Below are 17,981 nucleotides of genomic sequence, written 5' to 3'. Positions count from 1 at the left end.
GACCTTGTTCAGGGTCATGGCCGGCACGGCGTTGGGCAGGCCGGCGAGGATGGCGGCCTGGCGCGCGGGGTTCTGGCCGGAACCTGCGGTGAGCACCTGGCCGAGGATGACTTCATCCACCAAGGCGCCATCGATACCGGTCTGGGCCAGCAACTGGCGGATCACCGCGGCGCCCAGCTCGGGGGCGGGGATGTTGGCCAGCGAGCCCTGGAAGCTGCCGACGGCGGTGCGGGTGGCGGCGACTATGACGACGTCTTGCATGTTCGGTTCTCCTGCGGGGCCACGCCGCACGGGCATGGCCGATGAACAAAAGACCGCCCCGTGGACGAAGCGTGCGTGGCGTTTCGTCCGCGGGGCGGCAGAGCAATCAGAAGCTCATTTCGATCACATCGTCCGGGACGATCAGCTTGCCGGCGGTCTTGGCGACGATCTCCTCGATGCTGACGCCCGGGGCGCGCTCGCGGAGGATGAAGGCGCCGTCCTCGATCTCCAGGTAGGCCAGGTCGGTGAGCACCTTGCGGATGCAGCGGCAGCCGGTGAGCGGCAGGCTGCAATGCTTGAGCAGCTTGGACTCGCCGTCCTTGGAGGCGTGGGTCATGGTGACGATGATGTTGTCGGCGCCGGCCACCAGGTCCATCGCGCCGCCCATGCCCTTGACCAGCTTGCCGGGGATCATCCAGGAGGCGATGTTGCCCTGCACGTCCACCTCGAAGGCGCCCAGCACCGTGAGGTCGACGTGGCCGCCACGGATCATGGCGAAGGATTCGGCGGAGTCGAAGATCGCCGCGCCCTTGCTGGCGGTGACCGTCTGCTTGCCGGCGTTGATCATGTCGGCGTCGACTTCCTCCTCGGTGGGGAAGGCGCCCATGCCCAGCAGGCCGTTCTCGGATTGCAGCATCACCTCCATGCCCTCGGGCACGTAGTTGGCCACCAGGGTGGGGATGCCGATCCCCAGGTTCACGTAGTAGCCGTCCTTCAGTTCGCGGGCCACGCGCTGGGCCATCTGTTCGCGGGTCAGTGCCATTTCAAAGGCCTCATCTTGTTCTGTTATCGGAGAGGATGCTCAGGAGCGAGTGGTGCGCTTTTCGATGCGCTTCTCGAAGGTGCCCTGAATGATGCGATCGACGTAGATGCCCGGGGTGTGGATCTGGCTCGGGTCCAGCTCGCCGGGCTCGACGATCTCCTCCACCTCGACCACGGTGATGCGGCCGGCGGTGGCCACCACCGGGTTGAAGTTCTGTGCGGTGTGGCGGTAGATCACGTTGCCGTAGCGGTCGGCCTTCCAGCCCTTGACGATGGCGAAGTCGCCGGTGATGGCCGGCTCGAGGATGTAGGGGCGGCCGTTGAATTCGCGGGCCTCCTTGCCTTCGGCGACCGGGGTGCCGTAGCCGGTGGCGGTGTAGAAGGCGGGGATGCCGGCGCCGCCGGCGCGCAGCTTCTCGGCGAGGGAGCCCTGGGGGGTGAGCTCGACTTCCAGTTCGCCGCTGAGCAGTTGCTGCTCGAACAGGGCGTTCTCGCCGACGTAGGAGGCGATCATCTTGCGGATCTGCCGGTCTTCCAGCAGCACGCCGAGGCCGAAGCCATCGACGCCGCAGTTGTTGGAGACCACGGTGAGGTCGCGCACGCCACGGCGGCGGATCTCGGCGATCAGGTTCTCGGGGATGCCGCACAGGCCGAAGCCCCCGGCGAGGACGGTCATGCCGTCGGTGAGCCCTTCGAGGGCTTCCTCGTAGCTGCCTACGCGCTTGTCGAGTCCACTCATGGTGCTGCCTCTTGTGATTGTCTTTGGCCCGGCACGTGGCCGGCGAGTGGGCCCAAGCTTCTCCTCGTTCGACTCATTTGTTAATTTTGTTTTTCCTCGCTATTGATCGGCAAAACAAATCAATGACCGTCAAGCAACTGCGTGCCTTCCTCGCCGTCGCCCAGAGCCTGAGCTTCGCCCAGGCCTGCGAGCGCCTGCACCTGTCCCAGCCGGCGCTGTCCCTGGCGATCAAGAACCTGGAGGAATCCCTCGGCGGCCAGTTGCTGGTGCGCACCACCCGCAGCGTGGCGCTGACGCCGGAGGGCGAGACCCTGCTGCCCATCGCCCGGCGCCTGCTGGCGGACTGGGACAACGCCGAGGAGCTGCTGCGCCAGCACTTCACCCTGCAGCTGGGCAAGGTGGCCATCGCCGCCATGCCCTCCTTCGCCGGCAACCTGCTGCCGGTGGGCCTCAAGGCCTTCCGCGACCGCCACCCGAAGGTCAACGTCGCGGTGCACGACGTGATCAACGAGCAGGTGCTGGAGATGGTGCGCAACCACCGCGTCGAGCTGGGCATCGCCTTCGAGCCGGAGTCCCTCGACGGCCTGGCCTTCACGCCCTTCTACAGCGACCGTTTCGTCGCCGTGGTGCCCGGCGATTGCCCGCTGGCCGAGCGCCGGGAAGTGAGCTGGGCGGAGCTGCTGGGCGAGCCCTTCATCACCCTGCAACGCCCCTCCGCCGTGCGCCTGCTGCTGGAGGAGCGGGTGGCGGCGCGGCACGGCCGGCTGCCGGTGGCCCTGGAGAGCCACCAGTTGGTGACGGTCGGGCGCATGGTCGCCCAGGGCCTGGGCGTGAGCGCGGTGCCCAGCCTGTGCATCCAGCAGATGGAGGAACTGGGCGCCCGCTGCATCGCCCTGCGCGACCCGCAGATCGAGCGCCGCGTGGGCCTGCTGTGGCTCGCCGGGCACACGCTTTCCACCGCCGCCCAGGCCCTGGCCGACGCGCTGCTGCACCTGCGCGACTGGAATCGCCAGGGGCCTGCGGAACCCGGCGAGTGAGACCACCCCTAACCTTGTACCGGCGCGGCCGTCCACGGCCCGTGCCATGCTATGGACATCGCCCGCCAGCGCAGTGGGCCCAGCCGTAGAAGAAGAGGAGTCGCCCGATGAGCCAGCCCCTGTGGACCCCCAGCGCGCAACGCATCGCCGCCACGCGGATGGACGCCTTCCGCCGCGAGATCGCCCTGCGCCACGGCCTCGACCTGCCCGACTACGCCGCCCTGCACGCCTGGAGCGTCGAGCAGCGGGAAGCCTTCTGGCAGGCCCTGGTGGACGCCTTCGACGTGAATTTCCACACCCCGCCCCGCACGGTGCTGGAGGAAGGCCCGGCCATGCCCAGCGCCCATTGGTTCCCCGGGGCCACCCTGAACTTCGCCGAGCACCTGCTGCGCCGCCGCGATGACCACCCGGCGCTGGTGGCCGTGGCCGAGGACGGTCGCCGCGAGCCGCTCAGCCACGCCGAGCTGGCCGCCCACGTCGCCGGCCTGCAGCAGCGCCTGGCCGCCGCCGGGGTGGGCATCGGCGACCGCGTGGCGGCCTTCATGCCCAACACCTGGCAGACGGTGGTGGGCATGCTCGCCACCGCCAGCCTCGGCGCCACCTGGTCGTCCTGCTCGCCGGACTTCGGCACCCAGGGGGTGATCGACCGCTTCGGCCAGATCGAACCCAAGGTGCTGATCGCCGCCGCCGGCTATCACTACGCCGGCAAGGCCCTGGACCTGACCGCCAAGCTCAATGAAATCCTCCAGCGCCTGCCCACCCTCGCCCAACTGGTGGTGGTGCCCTATGCCCGCCCCGAGGCCCGCGCCGAAGACTTCGCCACCGCCGCCCGCGTCAGCCTGTGGGACGACTTCTACCGCCCCGGCGGCGAACCCGCGTTCGTTCCGGTGCCGTTCGAGCAGCCGCTGTACATCCTCTATTCCAGCGGCACCACCGGGGTGCCCAAGTGCATCGTCCACGGCGTCGGCGGCACCCTGCTGCAGCACCTCAAGGAACACGCCCTGCATTGCGACCTGAAGGCCGACGACACGCTGTTCTACTTCACCACCTGCGGCTGGATGATGTGGAACTGGCTGGCGTCCGGCCTGGCCCTGGGCGCCACCCTGGTGCTCTACGACGGCTCGCCGTTCCACCCCGGCCCCGAGCGGCTGATGGACCTGATCGACGCCGAGGGCATCAGCATCTTCGGCACCAGCGCCAAGTACCTCGCGGCGCTGGAGAAGGCCGGCGCGCGGCCGCGCCAGAGCCATCGCCTGGAGCGCCTCAAGACGCTGCTCTCCACCGGCTCGCCCCTGGCCCACGAGGGCTTCGACTACGTCTACCGCGAGATCAAGGCCGAGCTGTGCCTGTCGTCCATCTCCGGCGGCACCGACATCGTCTCCTGCTTCGCCCTCGGCAACCCGGTGCTGCCGGTGCGGCGCGGCGAGCTGCAATGCAAGGGCCTGGGCATGGACGTGCAGGTGTGGGACGAGCACGGCCAGCCGGTGCACGGCGAGAAGGGCGAGCTGGTCTGCACCCGGCACTTCCCTTCCATGCCGGTGGGCTTCTGGAACGACCCGGACGGCGAGAAATTCCGCGCGGCCTACTTCGAGACCTTCCCCGGCGTCTGGGCCCACGGCGACTACGCCGAGGAGACCGCCCACGGTGGCCTGGTGATCCACGGCCGCTCGGATGCCGTGCTCAACCCCGGCGGCGTGCGCATCGGCACGGCCGAGATCTACCGCCAGGTGGAGAAGGTCGAACAGGTGCTGGAATCCATCGCCATCGGCCAGGACTGGCAGGGCGACGTACGCGTGGTGCTGTTCGTGCGCCTGCGCGAGGGCGTGGCGCTGGACGACGCCTTGCAGGCGCGCATCCGCCAGGTGATCCGCGACAACACTACGCCGCGCCACGTGCCGGCGAAGGTCATCGCCGTCGCCGATATCCCCCGCACCCTCAGCGGCAAGATCGTCGAGCTGGCCGTGCGCAATGTCGTCCACGGCCGCCCGGTGAAGAACACCGATGCCCTGGCCAACCCCCAGGCGCTGGAGCTGTTCAGGGACCTGCCGGAGCTGGCGCGGTGAAGGCGACGAGGCCGTAAGTCGGGTGCGAGCCGGCGGCTGCATGGCACCCGCGGGCTTCACCCGCCCTGCGAACCCCATCACGCTTGCACCAACGGCCAAGGGAATGGCCGGGGCAGCGGCGCTACCATGGCGGCCTCATCCGTACCTGGAACCCGAGATGGATCTCATCCCCCGCGCCCTCCTCTGCCTGGGCCTGTGCCTGCCCACCCTCGCCCTGGCCACCCCGTGCCAGGAGTTCGAACCCGCCACCGCGCACCTGGAAGGCAAGCTGGAGCGCCAGACCCACCCTGGCCCACCCAACTTCGAAAGCATCGAGAACGGCGACGAGGCGCGCACCGGTTTCTACCTGGTACTGGCCGAGCCCGCCTGTGTGAAAGGCAATGACTACGAGACCGACATGGGCGCCGAGCAGGACGTGCGCCTGGTGCAGCTGGTGCTGGACGAGGCCGGCTACAGGAAGCTCGAGCCGCACCTGGGCCAGCAGGTGACCCTCGCCGGCCACCTGTTCTCCGCCGAGACCGCCTTCCACTACGCCCCGCTGCTGATGCAGGACGTGCAACGGGTGGAAGACCAGCCGACCGCCAGCGCCGACTGCGAGGCCCTGGCCGCCAAGGCCGCCGACGCCCCCGGCTTCCATCCGCCCTGGTGGGGCACGGTGCAGGGCGAGGGCCGGCTGCACTTCCACAGCGCGCCGGACAAGGCCTGCGCCATCCCCGGGCTGTTCATCATCCCCGGTGACGGGGTGACCATCTACGCCGCCGAGAATGGCTGGATGCAGGTCATGTACATCAATTCCAAGGGCGAGGACTTCACCGGCTGGGTGGATGAAAACCGGCTGGACGCCGGCCCGTCGCGCAGCGAGGACGACGGCCAGCCCGAGGAGCAAGGCGAACCCGCCGCGGCCGCCGCCGACCTGCCCGGGGACGTGGCCTCCTTCGCCGAGCGCTACGCCAATTGCGAACACTTCCTCGGCGAGGAACCCTACGACGCGGAACGCGCCAAGGAGCTCGCCCAGGCGGTGGAGGAGCTGTGCACCGGCATCGACGCCCAGCTCGATGCGCTGCGCCAGCGCTACAAGGACGATGCGGCCGTCACCCAGGCCCTGGCCGGCTACGAGAAGGTGGAGTGACCCCTCCGGCGAGCCGCCCCGGGCCGGCGACGGCCTCTCCTATACTCCTGGCGTCGCCCTGAAACGGACCCTGCCGTGCTCGCCAGAACCCTGTGCCTCGCCGCCCTGCTCTGCTGCGCCCCCCAGGCTTGCGCCCGGCTCCAGCAGGTCGACCTGTACCTGCCCGATGCGCCCCCATTGACGATGCCGGACGCCGGCACCAGCCACGGCATGGTCGGCGACGCCACCCTGCTGGCGCTCAAGCGTGCCGGCTACCAGGTGCGCATCCTCGTCGCGCCCTGGGCGCGGGCGCAGAAACGCACGATGGAGGGCCGCGACATCCTCGTCATCCCGCTGTCACGCACGCCGGATCGCGAGGCCTCCTACACCTGGATCGCACCGATCATGGAGTTGCAACGGGCCTTCTTCACCCTCGACGAGCCGGTGAAGGACTTCGCCGAGGCCCGCGCCCGCTACCGCCAGATCGGCGTCGGCCTGGGCACCGCGCAGAACGAGATCCTCCGCCGCGAAGGCTTCGACGGCGGGCAGATGCGCTCCCTGGTGCTGGGCGACAAACCCGCGCAGCTGCTGGAGATGGGGCGCATCGACGCCTGGTTCACCGGCGTCCCCGAGGGGCTCTACATCTGGCCCAGGGTCTCGCACCAGCGCCTGCGCATGAGCCCGCCCCTGGCGGCCACCGACCTCTACCTCGCCTGCTCCCTGGCCTGCGACCCGCAGTTGGTGGACGACCTGCGCACGGCCATCGACGCCCTGCGTGCGGACGGCAGCCTGAAGCGCATCCAGGCGCGGTATCTGAAGGACGCGCAGCCGCTGCTGGAACGACAGGCTCCGTAGGTCGGCTCTCCCCCTACGGGTGGGCGGAAGGGTTCAGTAGTGCTTGCCCGGGTCTTCCGGCGGCGGCTCGTCCTCGGGCAGTTCTTCGAGCTTGAGCTCCAGGCCCCAGCTGGCGGCGTCCTGGGTCGGGGTGGCCTGGGGCGTCGGTGCGGGGGGCGGGGTGGGTGCGGCGGTGGGCCGGGTGCCGGGGCCGTCACGGTGCAGCTTGAGCTTGAGGCGCAGGTTGTTGGCCGAGTCGGCGTTCTTGATCGCTTCCTCTTCCTGGATCGAGCCCTCCACCACCAGGTCGAACAGCGCCTGGTCGAAGGTCTGCATGCCCAGGGCCTTGGACTTCTCCATGATTTCCTTGATCGAGCTGAAGTCGCCGCGCTTGATCAGGTCGCTGATGGTGGCGGTGCCCAGCAGCACTTCCACTGCCGCGCGGCGCTTGCCGTCGGAGGTGCGCACCAGGCGCTGGGAGACGAAGGCCTTGAGGTTGTTGCCCAGGTCGTTGAGCAGCTGCGGCCGGCGTTCCTCGGGGAAGAAGTTGATGATGCGGTCCAGCGCCTGGTTGGCGTTGTTGGCGTGCAGGGTGGAGATGGCCAGGTGGCCGGTGTCGGCGAAGGCCAGGGCGTGTTCCATGGTCTCGCGGTCGCGGATCTCGCCGATCAGGATCACGTCCGGCGCCTGGCGCAGGGTGTTCTTCAGGGCGGCGTGGAAGCTGCGGGTGTCCACCCCCACCTCACGCTGGTTGATGATGGATTTCTTGTGCCGGTGCACGTACTCCACCGGGTCCTCGATGGTGATGATGTGCCCGCCGCTGTTGCGGTTGCGGTAGTCGATCAGCGCGGCCAGGGAGGTGGACTTGCCCGAGCCGGTGCCGCCGACGAAGAGCACCAGGCCGCGTTTTTCCATCACCACCTTGAGCAGCACCTCGGGGAGCTTGAGGTCCTCGAACTTCGGGATATCCAGCTTGATGTTGCGCGCGACGATGGAAACCTCGTTGCGCTGCTTGAAGATGTTGATGCGGAAGCGGCCGATGTTGGGCAGGGAGATGGCCAGGTTCATCTCCAGCTCGCGGTCGAATTCGCCGCGCTGCTCCGGGTCCATGATGGATTCGGCGATACGCGCCACGTCGCCCGGCTTGAGCGGGTCGGTGCCCAGCGGCTTGAGCACGCCGTTGAACTTGGCGCAAGGCGGCGCACCGGTGGACAGGTAGAGGTCCGAGCCATCCTGGGAGGCCAGAACCTTGAGCATCGAGGGGAGATCCATGGGGCGAACGTCCAAAGGGCATTTCGAATAACGGTAGGCGAATTTCGCCCGGCTTCCTGCGCGGTGAGGCGCAACCGATGAACTGTATGGGCGCGCCGCGCGCTGGCACAATGAACGGCTCCACAAACCACGAGGAAATCCCATGGCCAAGGCCCTTGCCCGCCACATCCTGGTCAAGACCGAGGCGGAAGCCGAACAGATCAAGCAGCGCCTGGCCAAGGGCGAGGACTTCGCCGTGCTGGCGAAGAAGCATTCCATCTGCCCTTCCGGCAAGCGCGGCGGCGACCTGGGCGAGGTGCGCCCCGGGCAGATGGTGCGGGTGATCGACCAGGTGATCTTCAAGAAGCCGGTGCGCACCATCCACGGCCCGGTGAAGAGCCAGTTCGGCTACCACCTGGTGCAGGTGTTCTTCAGGGACTGACGCCCCTGCCCGCCCCGCCTGAAACGAAAAAGCCCGGCACCTGGCCGGGCTTTTCGCATCCACCGCCTCACTTCATCGAGTTGGCGAAGGCGTTCCATTCCTCGGTGGCCTTCAGCGCGGCCTCGCGGTGCTTGCGCACGGCTTCGTTCTGCTCGGTGACGAAGGCGCTGATGCACTTGCTGTAGCTGTCCACGTCGCGGCTGAACTGGTCGCGGTGCGCTTCGTCGCGGAACTGCTTGGGCACCTCGGGCTTGTGGCAGTCGTGGCGGGGCTGGGCGGAGTCGGCGAAGGCCAGGGGGGAGGCCAGGAGAAGTATCGCGAGCGCTTTGTGCATGCTTTCCTCACGGGGTTTCCGGCGCGCGCCGGTTGGTTCGAGGGTGCCGATCCGTCGCGGGGCAGGGTCGGCCGGGGTCGTACTTTCCGGCATCACGCCGGCCCGATCAAGTTCGGCGGCCCGCAGGGCAGAAAAAAGCCCCGCATCGGCGGGGCTTTCTCGGGACGCTGGAGCGCGCGTCAGACGATCACGCCCTGGCTGCGCAGGTAGTCGTCGTAGGTGCCGCTGAAGTCGGTCACGCCGGTCTCCGAGAGCTCGATGATGCGGGTGGCCAGGGAGCCGACGAACTCGCGGTCGTGGCTGACGAAGATCAGCGTGCCCGGGTAGTTCTCCAGCGCCAGGTTGAGCGCCTCGATGGATTCCATGTCCAGGTGGTTGGTGGGTTCGTCCATCACCAGCACGTTGGGCTTCTTCAGGATCAGCTTGCCGAACAGCATGCGGCCCTGCTCGCCACCGGAGATCACCTTGACCGACTTGAGGATCTCGTCGTTGGAGAACAGCATGCGGCCGAGGGTGCCGCGCACCAGCTGCTCGCCGCCCTGGGTCCACTGGCCCATCCAGTCGAACAGGGTGACGTCGTCTTCGAAGTCATGGGCGTGGTCCTGGGCGTAGTAGCCCAGCTCGGCGCTCTCGGTCCATTTCACGCTGCCGGCGTCCGGGGTCATCTCGCCCACCAGGGTGCGCAGCAGGGTGGTCTTGCCGATGCCGTTGGGGCCGATGATGGCGACGCGCTCGCCCGCCTCGATCTGCAGGTCCAGGCCCTTGAACAGCTGCTTGCCTTCGAAGCCCTTGGCCAGCTTCTCCACGGTGACCGCCTGGCGGTGCAGCTTCTTGTGCTGCTCGAAGCGGATGAAGGGGCTGACGCGGCTGGACGGCTTGACCTCGGCCAGCTGGATCTTGTCGATCTGCTTGGCGCGGGAAGTGGCCTGCTTGGCTTTCGAGGCGTTGGCGGAGAAGCGGCTGACGAAGGTCTGCAGTTCGGCGATCTGCGCCTTCTTCTTGGCGTTGTCGGCCAGGAGCTGCTCGCGCGACTGGGTCGCCGCGGTCATGTACTCGTCGTAGTTGCCCGGGAACAGGCGCAGCTCGCCGTAATCCAGGTCAGCCATGTGGGTGCACACGCTGTTGAGGAAGTGACGGTCGTGGGAAATGATGATCATGGTGCTGTTACGCGCCGTGAGGATGTTTTCCAGCCAGCGGATGGTGTTGATGTCCAGGTGGTTGGTCGGCTCGTCCAGCAGCAGCACTTCCGGGTCCGAGAACAGCGCCTGGGCCAGCAGCACGCGCAGTTTCCAGCCGGGCGCCACTTCGCTCATCGGGCCGAAGTGCTGGGCCAGCGGGATGCCCAGGCCGAGCAGCAGCTCGCCGGCACGGGATTCGGCGGTGTAGCCGTCCATCTCGGCGAACTCGGTCTCAAGCTCGGCCACGGCCATGCCGTCTTCCTCGCTCATCTCCGGCAGGGAGTAGATGCGGTCACGCTCGGCCTTCACCCGCCACAGTTCTTCGTGCCCCATGATCACGGTGTCGATCACGGTGAAGTCTTCGTAGGCGAACTGGTCCTGGCGCAGCTTGCCCAGGCGCACGTTCGGCTCCAGCATCACCTGGCCGCCGGAAGGCTCCAGATCACCGCCGAGGATCTTCATGAAGGTCGACTTGCCGCAGCCGTTGGCGCCGATCAGGCCGTAGCGGTTGCCGTTGCCGAACTTGACGGAAACGTTCTCGAACAGCGGCTTGGGGCCGAACTGCATGGTGATGTTGGCGGTGGAGATCAAGGGGTCTACCTGTCAGATGTGTGCAGCTTTCGAATGTCGCCGGGTACCGGTCGGCTACCCGTCTGGAGCGTTCGCAAGGCCCGCCGGCCGGCGTCATGGCCGACCCGTTGGGCATAGCGCAAGAGCAGCGCCCGGGCATGGGGCCCGTGCTGCCTGGCGATGAAAGCGGGGTTCATGTGAAAAAGCGCGCGGATTGTCGCATAGCTGTGGCGACAGTTATACGGCAGCGTTCGCCTAAAGCCGGCGGCCGGCCGGACGGCAGGGCTGGCTGGCGACCCGACGGGCGCGTCTCAGCCAGCCAACCCCGCCAGGGCCGCGCGCAGGCGCTGGGTTCCGGGGCGCTGGCAGGTGATGGCGACCTCCTCCAGCCCCAGCCAGGTGGCGAGGCGGCGCAGGTTCTCGGCCAGGGCGTGCAGGCCCGCCTCGCCGAGCCCGGGTGTTTCCTCGTGCAGGGCGTGCACGGCCAGGCGGTCGTGGGCACGCTCGGCGCGCAGGTCGACGCGGGCGGGGATGCGCTCATCGTGGAGGAACGGCAGCACGTAGTAGCCGTACCGGCGCTTGTCCGCCGGGGTGTAGATCTCCAGGCGGTAGTGGAAGTCGAACAGGCGCTCGGTGCGGGCACGCTCCCAGATCAGCGAATCGAAGGGCGACAGCAGCGCGCTGGCCCTGACCTTGCGCGGCACCGCCGGCTCGCCAAGGCAGTAGCCCACCTGCTTCCAGCCGCGCACGGCGACCCTCTGCAGGTCGCCGTTCTCCACCAGTTCGGCCAGGCCCTGGCGGGCATCGGCCACGTCGAGCCGGAAGTAGTCGCGCAGGTCCTTCTCGGTGCTAACGCCCAGGGCCTGGGCCGAGTGCAGCAACAATTGGCGGATGGCATCGGCTTCGGCCAGCTCCGCGCCCGTGCGCAGGTGGCCCGGAATCACCCGCTCGGGCAGGTCGTAGAGCCGCTCGAAGCCCCGCCGCCCGGCGACCGTCACCTCGCCGGCGGCGAACAGCCACTCCATCGCATGTTTCTCGGCGCTCCAGTCCCACCAGGGGCCGGCGCGTTCCTGGCGGGTGCTCAGGGCCCCGGCCCCCAGGGCGCCCTGCTCGTGCACGGCGGCGAGCACGCGCTGGATCACGTCCCGCTGCTCGCGACCGAAGCGCGCCAGCTGCTGGTAGATGCCACGCCCCTGCGCCGCCCGCTGCATGCGCCAGCGCATCGCCGGGTAGAGCTCCAGGGGCAGCAGCGAAGCCTCGTGCCCCCAGTATTCGAACAGCGCGCGGCGCCGCGGCTTGCCCCAGGCGAGCTCGTCCAGCAGCTCGCGCGGGTAGTCGCCGAGGCGGGAAAAGAACGGCAGGTAGTGCGAGCGTACCAGCGCGTTGACCGAGTCGATCTGCACGACGCCGAGGCGCCCGGCCAGCGCCCGGATGTGGCTGGCACGGATGGCGCCACGGGGCGGCCGCATGAAACCCTGGGCCGCCAGGGCCAGGCGGCGGGCTTCGGCAGCGCTGAGTTCGAGGGGCATCGGATCGGTCCTTGCGCGGGAATCAGCCGAGGACATTAGCACCCGCGACAGCGGCTTTCCCATCGCCCGCGAGCGGGGCCGGCGGCGGGAAGGGATGGCGGAAGGTGAAGGCCCCGGGCCCCGGCCCCTGCTCGCGCAGGAGGGCCAGGCGCTCGGCGGCTTCCTGCGCGTCGGGCCGATGCCCGGCGGGCACCCACCAGCACACCAGGTGCGCGTCGCCGATGCGCGAGAACCACTCGTTGCGGCGCTTGAGCATCTCGGTGTGGGCGCCGCGGTAGGTGAAATCGCGCAGGGACTCCATGTCGCGCCAGACCGAGAGGTTGACCAGCACGTCGTCACCGAAGGGGCGGATGGCGGTGGCGTCACCGCCGTCGTCCTCCAGCCGCCAGACGTACCCCGGCGAGGCTTCGGCCAGGCCGTTGATGCGCGCCAGGTTGGCCACGAAATCGGCCATGCCGGGCGACTCCAGGGGGGCGAGCATCCGCGCGATGTTCAGTTGCGCCAGTTCGAAGGCAGGGGCCATCGGGAACTCCTTCCTTGGATCAGATAGCGAGGCTCAGCGTGCGCACCACCTGGGCGTTGCCGCCGGCCATCAGGCGCTGTATGCGCCCTTCGCCGTCCAGGTCCAGGTCGACGGTGATCAGGCTCGGCGAGGCCGGCCGCATCAGGTAGCCCTGCTCGATCAGCAGTTGCGCGCCGGGCACACCCACGCGGTCGTGCAGGTAGCACGCCAGGGGGCCGGCGGCCATGCCGGTGGCGGGCTCCTCGGGGATGCCGAAGCGCGGCGCGAACATCCGCGCACCGGCTACGCGGCCAGGCTGGCGGCTGTCGCGGGAGAAGGCGTAGAAGCCGATGACGTCCAGCTCCTCGCTGATGCGTTCGAGGGCCTCCAGGTCGGTGTGGATGGCGGCGACATCGGCTTCGCTGCGCAGCGGCACGACGACGAAGGCGACACCGGTGCTGACCCGCGAGCTCAGCAGCCCATCGGCCAGTTGCCCGGGCGCAAGGCCCAGCGCGGCGAGGCTCTCCGCCAGCAGGCGCGAGCCGGGCTCGAGGTCCTGGTACTGCGGTGCGCGTTGCTCCATGAACACGCGGTCACCTTCGATGTAGATGTCGCGATTGCCGTCGATGGTTTCCTTATTGCTCCAGCCCTCGCCGACCTTGCCCAGCTGGCGCAGCAGCGAGAAGGTGGCCACGGTGGCGTGGCCGCAGTGGGGGATCTGCCGGTTGGGGGTGAAGAATTCCAGCTTGAAGGCGGCCTGGGCGGAGGCAGAGACGAAGGCCGTCTCCGACAACCCGAGCTGTGCGGCGATCGCCTGCTTCTGCACGGCGGTCAGCGCATCGGCGTCGAGCACCACGCCAGCCGGGTTGCCACCTTGTCCGCCATCGACGAACGCATTCACGATCCTGACTTCGACTTGCATCGCGTTTCCTTGTTGTCTGGGTTCACTCAAATGTGGGGGATCACTTGGCCAGCGGGTCGTCCCAGAACGGCCGCTCGCTTTCCTGCATCACGTCGCCCCGGGACAGGCCCAGGTCCTTGAGCATGGCATCACTCAGGCCGGCGAGCTCGCGGCGCTGGCGGTACAGCTGGTACCAGCGCAGCAGGCGCGCGCCGATGGAAAGATGGGAGCCACGAACGGCGGGCCGGTGGGTGGGGTGCAGCGTGCCTACGAAACCGAATTGACCTTTCATCGCATCGCCCTCCTTGTGGGGTTGGCGACAGTTTCCTGCGACGCATATGATCAATCCAACGAATGTTTCTTATGCACTGCATCTCGGGAATTGATGAATGAGCTACCCCGCCATCGACACGGAACTGCTGCGCACCTTCGTCGCCATCGCCGACAACGGCGGCTTCACCCGCGCAGCCGAAGTGGTCAACCGCACCCAGTCGGCCGTGAGCATGCAGATGAAGCGACTGGAAGAGGACGTGCTGGAGCGCACGGTGTTCGAACGCGACGGCCGCCAGGTGCGGCTGACCGCCGAGGGGCAGATCCTGCTGAGCTACGCGCGGCGCATCCTCAAGCTGCACGGCGAGGTGATGACCACCCTGCGCGAGCCGCACATGGTCGGCTCGGTGCGCATCGGCACGCCGGATGACTACGTGATGCGCTTCCTGCCGGGCATCCTCTCGCGCTTCGCCCAGTCCTACCCGCTGGTGCAGGTGGAGGTGCATTGCGAGTCGTCCTCGCAGCTGCTGCAACGCCAGGACCTGGACCTGTCGATCATCACCCGTGAGCCGGGCACCGAGATCGGCCAGTTGCTGCGCCAGGAGCGCTTCGTCTGGGCGGAGGCCATCGGCTTCAGCCCCCACGAGCAATCCCAGCTGCCGCTGGCGATGTTCAACACCGACTGCTTCTGCCGCGCCTGGGCCTGCAACGCACTGGACGCCATCGAGCGCCCCTATCGCGTTGCCTACACCAGCCCCAGCCTGTCGGCGATCATGGCGGTGGTCAGCGCCGGCCTCGCGGTGACCGCCCAGTTGCAGAGCCTGATCACGCCCGACATGCGCATCCTGGGCGAAGCCGAGGGCCTGCCCGCCCTGCCCGCCTGCAGCATCGTGCTGGTGCGCAATCCGCGCAGCAGTTCACCGGTGACCGAGACCCTGGCCGAGCACATCGTCGAAGGCTTCCGCTTGTAAGTCGTGCCGGGCTTCGCTTTGGCGAAGCCTCGGCGGCGTTCCCGCAGGATGCAGGCGGCCCGCCCCCCGCGCAGGTTCGATCACTCGAACGCCAGCATCACCGCACAGACCAGCAGGAACACGCAGAACGCCGTGCGCAGTACGCGCTCCGGCAGCGCATGGGCCAGGCGTACGCCCCAGCTGATGCTGAGCAGCCCGCCGACAGCCAGGGGAATGCCCATCGCCCAGTTGACGTGATGGTTGAGGCCGTAGGTGGCCAGGGTCACCGCGGTGCTGGGCGCGGCAAGGGACAGCGACAGCCCCTGGGCAACCACCTGGGTGGTGCCGAAGACGCTGGTCAGCACCGGCGTGGCGACCACCGCGCCACCCACCCCGAACAGCCCGCCCATGGCACCGGCGAACCCGCCGAGCACGCCCAGCCAGGGCCAGGGATGGCGCAGTTCCGCGCTGGCCGTGGCCGTGGCCATGAACATGCGGGCGAAGTTGTAGGCCGCCAGGGCCAGCAGGAAGCCGACGAAGGCCAGGCGCATGCTTTCCGCCTCCAGGCGCACCGCGAACAGCGACGCCAGCCAGGCGAAGCCGAAGCTGGTCACCGCCAGCAACAACGCAAAGCGCGGATCGATGCGGTTGCGCTGGTGGTAGCGCCAGAGCGCCAGCAGCACGTTGGGCACCACCATCACCAGGGCGGTGCCCTGGGCCAGTTGCTGGTCGAGGCCGAAGAGCACGCCCAGGGCGGGAATGGCGATCAGCCCTCCGCCGATCCCGAACAGCCCACCCAGGGTGCCAAGGGCCGCACCGAGCACCACATTCAACGCGATAGCAAACAGATCCATAACGCCTCCGATCAGATGCCGCGCATGCTACGCAGCCTTGGCTAGCACGGAAACGCACAGCAACGCACAATGGCTTTGCGTAATTGGCACAGGCACCCCCATGAATCCCGATGCATTGACCGAACAGCTGGCCCTCTTCCTCGACGTGCTAGAGGCCGGCAGCTTCTCCGCCGCCGCCCGACGCCACCCGCTCACGCCCTCGGCCGTGGCCCGGCGCATCGACACCCTGGAACGCAGCCTCGGCAGCACCCTCTTCGCCCGCAGCACCCATGCGGTGCGCGCGACACCGGCGGGGCTCGCCTTCGCCGAACGGGCCAGGCGGATACTCGCCGAGCTGCGCCTGGCACGGGCCGAGGCCGTGTCCCTGAGTAGCGCGCCGGAGGGGCTGATCCGCATCGATGCGCCCGCCCCCTTCGGCCGTCGCCACCTGGCACCGGCCATCGCCGAATTCCTCGTCACCTACCCGGGGCTGGACGTGCAGTTGCGGCTGATCGACAGCTTCATCGACATGCACGGCACACACCTGGGCGAGGTGGACCTGGTGCTGCGCATCGGCCCGCTGGCGGACACCCGCCTGGTGGCGACACCGCTGTCGCCGCTGGTGCGCGTGCTCTGTGCCAGCCCCGACTACCTGCGCCGGCGCGGCGTGCCCCGGGACCCGCGCGAGCTGACCGACCACGACGGCCTCGACTGGGACGCCCTCGCCCCGCCCTACGCCTGGCGTTTTGAGGTGGAGGGCCGCAGCCAGGTGATCCGCCCCCGGCGCATGCGCATGACGGCCAATAACGCCGAGACCCTGTTGTTCAGTGCCGTTGCCGGGCTGGGCGTTGCCCACCTGCCGACCTGGCTGATCAGCGACTACCTGCTGCGTGGCGAGTTGGTGCCGCTGCTCTGCGAGAACGGCCTGCCCGCCCCGGAGCCCAGCGGCATCTATGCCCTGCGCCTGGAAGGCGAAGCCAGCTCGCGGAGCCGGCTGTTGCTGGAATTTCTCAAGAACCGCTTCGGCCCCGTGCCACCCTGGGACCTGGCCCTGAGTGGGCTGGGACAGTCTTGAGGGTACGGCACAGCAACGCCGGCGAAACGCTTCGCGAGCAGAGCTCGCTCCTACCCATCCAGGGGAGAGCGGGCAAGAGCCGCAACGTAGGATGGTGTAGAGCGAAGCGAAATCCATCACCACGGAATAACCGCCCGGATCAAAGCCCGGGCGGCCGCGCCATCAGTTGGGCAGTTGCACCACGCGGGTGCCGGCGGTCAGGTCGTGCAGGCAGCGGCGGTCCTCACGGAAGATGAACAGGTAGTTCGCCAGCAGCACCAGGCCACCGATGATCGGGATGTAGGCGACCAGGCCCCAGAGCAGGTAGCGCTTGAGGTACATGGTGATCCACTCGGGCTTGTTGCCTTGCAGATCGACGATGGCGAGCTTGAGGATGCGCTTGCCCACGGTCTGGCCGTAGTTCTTCAGGAAGTGCCCGTTGATCGCCAGGAACACGACGATCCCCACCAGCGAGCCCAGCGCCTGCTGACCGAACCCGGGCTGCGCACCCTCCATGATTCCATCGTAGAGACCGAGCAGGTAGCTGATGGGCAGGGTGACGCACAACAGGATCATCCCGTCGATGAGCGCGGCACCGAGGCGCGAGCCCCGAGCAGCCAGCGGCAGGCCGGTGGCTTCGTGGGTCAGTTCCGCCTGGGGCGATTGATAGGGGTTCTGGGTGTCGGTCATTTGCAGCTTTCCTTGCGTGGATTCAGCACGCAATTCTGGCCTCTGCCCGCCATGGCGCAAGTGCCGGCTCGCCGAAATGAGAACCGGTCAAATTTTGCTCACGAAAGGCTTGTGCGCTAAATTATGACCATTCCAGCCCCCAAGGAGGCCGCCATGAACACCCCGCTCGAACGTTGCGACGACCTGCTGCTCGACAACCAGCTGTGCTTTGCCCTGTATTCCACCTCCCTGCTGATGACCAAGGTGTACAAGCCGTTGCTGCAGGAACTGGGCCTCACCTACCCGCAGTACCTGGCGATGATGGTGCTCTGGGAAGGCGACGGCATCACCGTGGGCGATATCAGCGCGCGCCTGCTCACCGACCCGGGCTCCCTCACCCCCCTGCTCAAACGCCTGGAAGCCGAAGGCCTGATCACCCGCACCCGCAGCAGCGCCGACGAACGCGTGGTCGAACTGCACCTCACCGACAAGGGCCGTGCCATGCACAAGCAGGCCCAGCGCGTGCCCGCCTGCATCCTCGCCGCCAGCGAGATGGACATTGCCAGCCTCGGCCAGCTGAAGGACGAACTGGTGAACCTGCGCAGGAGCCTGCAAAAGGCCGTCTGACGGCCTTATTCCTGTTTCGCTGGCGCGTTATTCGGTTTTGTTCTCGATAAATATCTTGCGCGCAAAC

At 68.1% G+C, this 17,981-nt stretch carries 19 protein-coding genes and 1 pseudogene; 8 read left to right on the top strand and 12 right to left on the bottom strand.

Annotation, left to right across the window (positions count from 1 at the left end; translation table 11 throughout):
• The 3 genes and pseudogenes from WFQ67_RS24790 to WFQ67_RS24780 all read right to left on the bottom strand — a co-directional run.
• Positions 1-261: pseudogene (locus WFQ67_RS24790) on the bottom strand (acetyl-CoA C-acetyltransferase); the annotation flags it as partial.
• A 106-nt stretch (positions 262-367) separates the two neighbouring features.
• Positions 368-1,024, bottom strand: a complete 657-nt coding sequence (locus WFQ67_RS24785) for a CoA transferase subunit B (RefSeq protein ID WP_173180323.1) — start codon at positions 1,022-1,024, stop codon at positions 368-370.
• Positions 1,025-1,063: 39 nt separating this feature from the next.
• On the bottom strand, positions 1,064-1,762 hold the full coding sequence (locus WFQ67_RS24780) for a CoA transferase subunit A (protein ID WP_213629339.1): 699 nt from the start codon (positions 1,760-1,762) through the stop codon (positions 1,064-1,066).
• Positions 1,763-1,884: 122 nt separating this feature from the next.
• Between WFQ67_RS24780 and WFQ67_RS24775 the strand changes: the two genes are divergently transcribed.
• From WFQ67_RS24775 to WFQ67_RS24760, 4 genes are all read left to right on the top strand, one after another.
• On the top strand, positions 1,885-2,799 hold the full coding sequence (locus tag WFQ67_RS24775; RefSeq protein ID WP_173180321.1) for a LysR family transcriptional regulator: 915 nt from the start codon (positions 1,885-1,887) through the stop codon (positions 2,797-2,799).
• Between the two features lie 107 nt (positions 2,800-2,906).
• Positions 2,907-4,862: an acetoacetate--CoA ligase gene (locus WFQ67_RS24770; protein ID WP_337058468.1), complete on the top strand. Its 1,956-nt coding sequence runs from the start codon at positions 2,907-2,909 to the stop codon at positions 4,860-4,862.
• Positions 4,863-5,019: 157 nt separating this feature from the next.
• Entirely contained in the window at positions 5,020-5,991 is a 972-nt protein-coding gene (locus tag WFQ67_RS24765; protein ID WP_337058467.1) for a DUF4431 domain-containing protein, read from the top strand.
• Between the two features lie 75 nt (positions 5,992-6,066).
• A complete protein-coding gene (locus tag WFQ67_RS24760) occupies positions 6,067-6,825 on the top strand; it encodes a substrate-binding periplasmic protein (RefSeq protein WP_337058466.1) in 759 nt (252 codons plus the stop codon).
• A gap of 33 nt (positions 6,826-6,858) precedes the next feature.
• Here the strand turns inward: WFQ67_RS24760 and WFQ67_RS24755 are convergent, their stop codons facing one another.
• The gene (locus WFQ67_RS24755) at positions 6,859-8,061 is read right to left on the bottom strand and encodes a PilT/PilU family type 4a pilus ATPase (protein ID WP_373874793.1); all 1,203 of its coding nucleotides are present in this window, start codon (positions 8,059-8,061) and stop codon (positions 6,859-6,861) included.
• A gap of 157 nt (positions 8,062-8,218) precedes the next feature.
• Between WFQ67_RS24755 and WFQ67_RS24750 the strand changes: the two genes are divergently transcribed.
• Positions 8,219-8,497 (top strand): peptidylprolyl isomerase, encoded by a 279-nt coding sequence (locus WFQ67_RS24750; RefSeq protein ID WP_044409048.1) that lies wholly within the window; start codon positions 8,219-8,221, stop codon positions 8,495-8,497.
• Between the two features lie 67 nt (positions 8,498-8,564).
• Here the strand turns inward: WFQ67_RS24750 and WFQ67_RS24745 are convergent, their stop codons facing one another.
• From WFQ67_RS24745 to WFQ67_RS24720, 6 genes are all read right to left on the bottom strand, one after another.
• Complete coding sequence (locus WFQ67_RS24745) at positions 8,565-8,831, bottom strand: hypothetical protein (protein WP_263153804.1); 267 nt, start codon at positions 8,829-8,831, stop codon at positions 8,565-8,567.
• Positions 8,832-9,010: 179 nt separating this feature from the next.
• The gene (locus tag WFQ67_RS24740) at positions 9,011-10,600 is read right to left on the bottom strand and encodes an ABC-F family ATPase (RefSeq protein ID WP_173180316.1); all 1,590 of its coding nucleotides are present in this window, start codon (positions 10,598-10,600) and stop codon (positions 9,011-9,013) included.
• 290 nt (positions 10,601-10,890) lie between these two features.
• Positions 10,891-12,108 carry a winged helix-turn-helix domain-containing protein gene (locus tag WFQ67_RS24735; protein WP_337058465.1) on the bottom strand — a complete coding sequence of 406 codons (1,218 nt, stop codon included), beginning with the start codon at positions 12,106-12,108 and terminating at the stop codon, positions 10,891-10,893.
• A gap of 22 nt (positions 12,109-12,130) precedes the next feature.
• Entirely contained in the window at positions 12,131-12,631 is a 501-nt protein-coding gene (locus WFQ67_RS24730; RefSeq protein ID WP_263153801.1) for a DUF3291 domain-containing protein, read from the bottom strand.
• 19 nt (positions 12,632-12,650) lie between these two features.
• Positions 12,651-13,532, bottom strand: coding sequence for a PhzF family phenazine biosynthesis protein (locus WFQ67_RS24725; RefSeq protein WP_337058464.1), 882 nt, complete (start codon positions 13,530-13,532; stop codon positions 12,651-12,653).
• 40 nt (positions 13,533-13,572) lie between these two features.
• On the bottom strand, positions 13,573-13,803 hold the full coding sequence (locus tag WFQ67_RS24720; protein ID WP_213629326.1) for a DUF1127 domain-containing protein: 231 nt from the start codon (positions 13,801-13,803) through the stop codon (positions 13,573-13,575).
• 97 nt (positions 13,804-13,900) lie between these two features.
• Here WFQ67_RS24720 and WFQ67_RS24715 point away from each other — a divergent pair, with 97 nt between their 5' ends.
• The gene (locus WFQ67_RS24715) at positions 13,901-14,752 is read left to right on the top strand and encodes a LysR substrate-binding domain-containing protein (RefSeq protein WP_173180311.1); all 852 of its coding nucleotides are present in this window, start codon (positions 13,901-13,903) and stop codon (positions 14,750-14,752) included.
• 80 nt (positions 14,753-14,832) lie between these two features.
• Here WFQ67_RS24715 and WFQ67_RS24710 read toward each other — a convergent pair whose 3' ends face one another.
• Entirely contained in the window at positions 14,833-15,585 is a 753-nt protein-coding gene (locus WFQ67_RS24710) for a sulfite exporter TauE/SafE family protein (protein WP_263153796.1), read from the bottom strand.
• Between the two features lie 100 nt (positions 15,586-15,685).
• Between WFQ67_RS24710 and WFQ67_RS24705 the strand changes: the two genes are divergently transcribed.
• Entirely contained in the window at positions 15,686-16,639 is a 954-nt protein-coding gene (locus WFQ67_RS24705; RefSeq protein ID WP_271105708.1) for a LysR family transcriptional regulator, read from the top strand.
• A 162-nt stretch (positions 16,640-16,801) separates the two neighbouring features.
• Here WFQ67_RS24705 and WFQ67_RS24700 read toward each other — a convergent pair whose 3' ends face one another.
• The gene (locus tag WFQ67_RS24700; RefSeq protein WP_213629320.1) at positions 16,802-17,308 is read right to left on the bottom strand and encodes an RDD family protein; all 507 of its coding nucleotides are present in this window, start codon (positions 17,306-17,308) and stop codon (positions 16,802-16,804) included.
• A 153-nt stretch (positions 17,309-17,461) separates the two neighbouring features.
• Between WFQ67_RS24700 and WFQ67_RS24695 the strand changes: the two genes are divergently transcribed.
• Positions 17,462-17,914: a MarR family winged helix-turn-helix transcriptional regulator gene (locus WFQ67_RS24695; protein WP_111264151.1), complete on the top strand. Its 453-nt coding sequence runs from the start codon at positions 17,462-17,464 to the stop codon at positions 17,912-17,914.
• The last annotated feature ends 67 nt before the right edge of the window (positions 17,915-17,981 follow it).

Source organism: Pseudomonas sp. USHLN015, from assembly GCF_037153275.1.
GTDB classification, from domain to species: Bacteria; Pseudomonadota; Gammaproteobacteria; order Pseudomonadales; family Pseudomonadaceae; genus Metapseudomonas; species Metapseudomonas tohonis.
The sequence above is the reverse complement of the archived record's forward strand: the minus strand, read 5'-3'. Positions and strand labels throughout refer to the sequence as shown.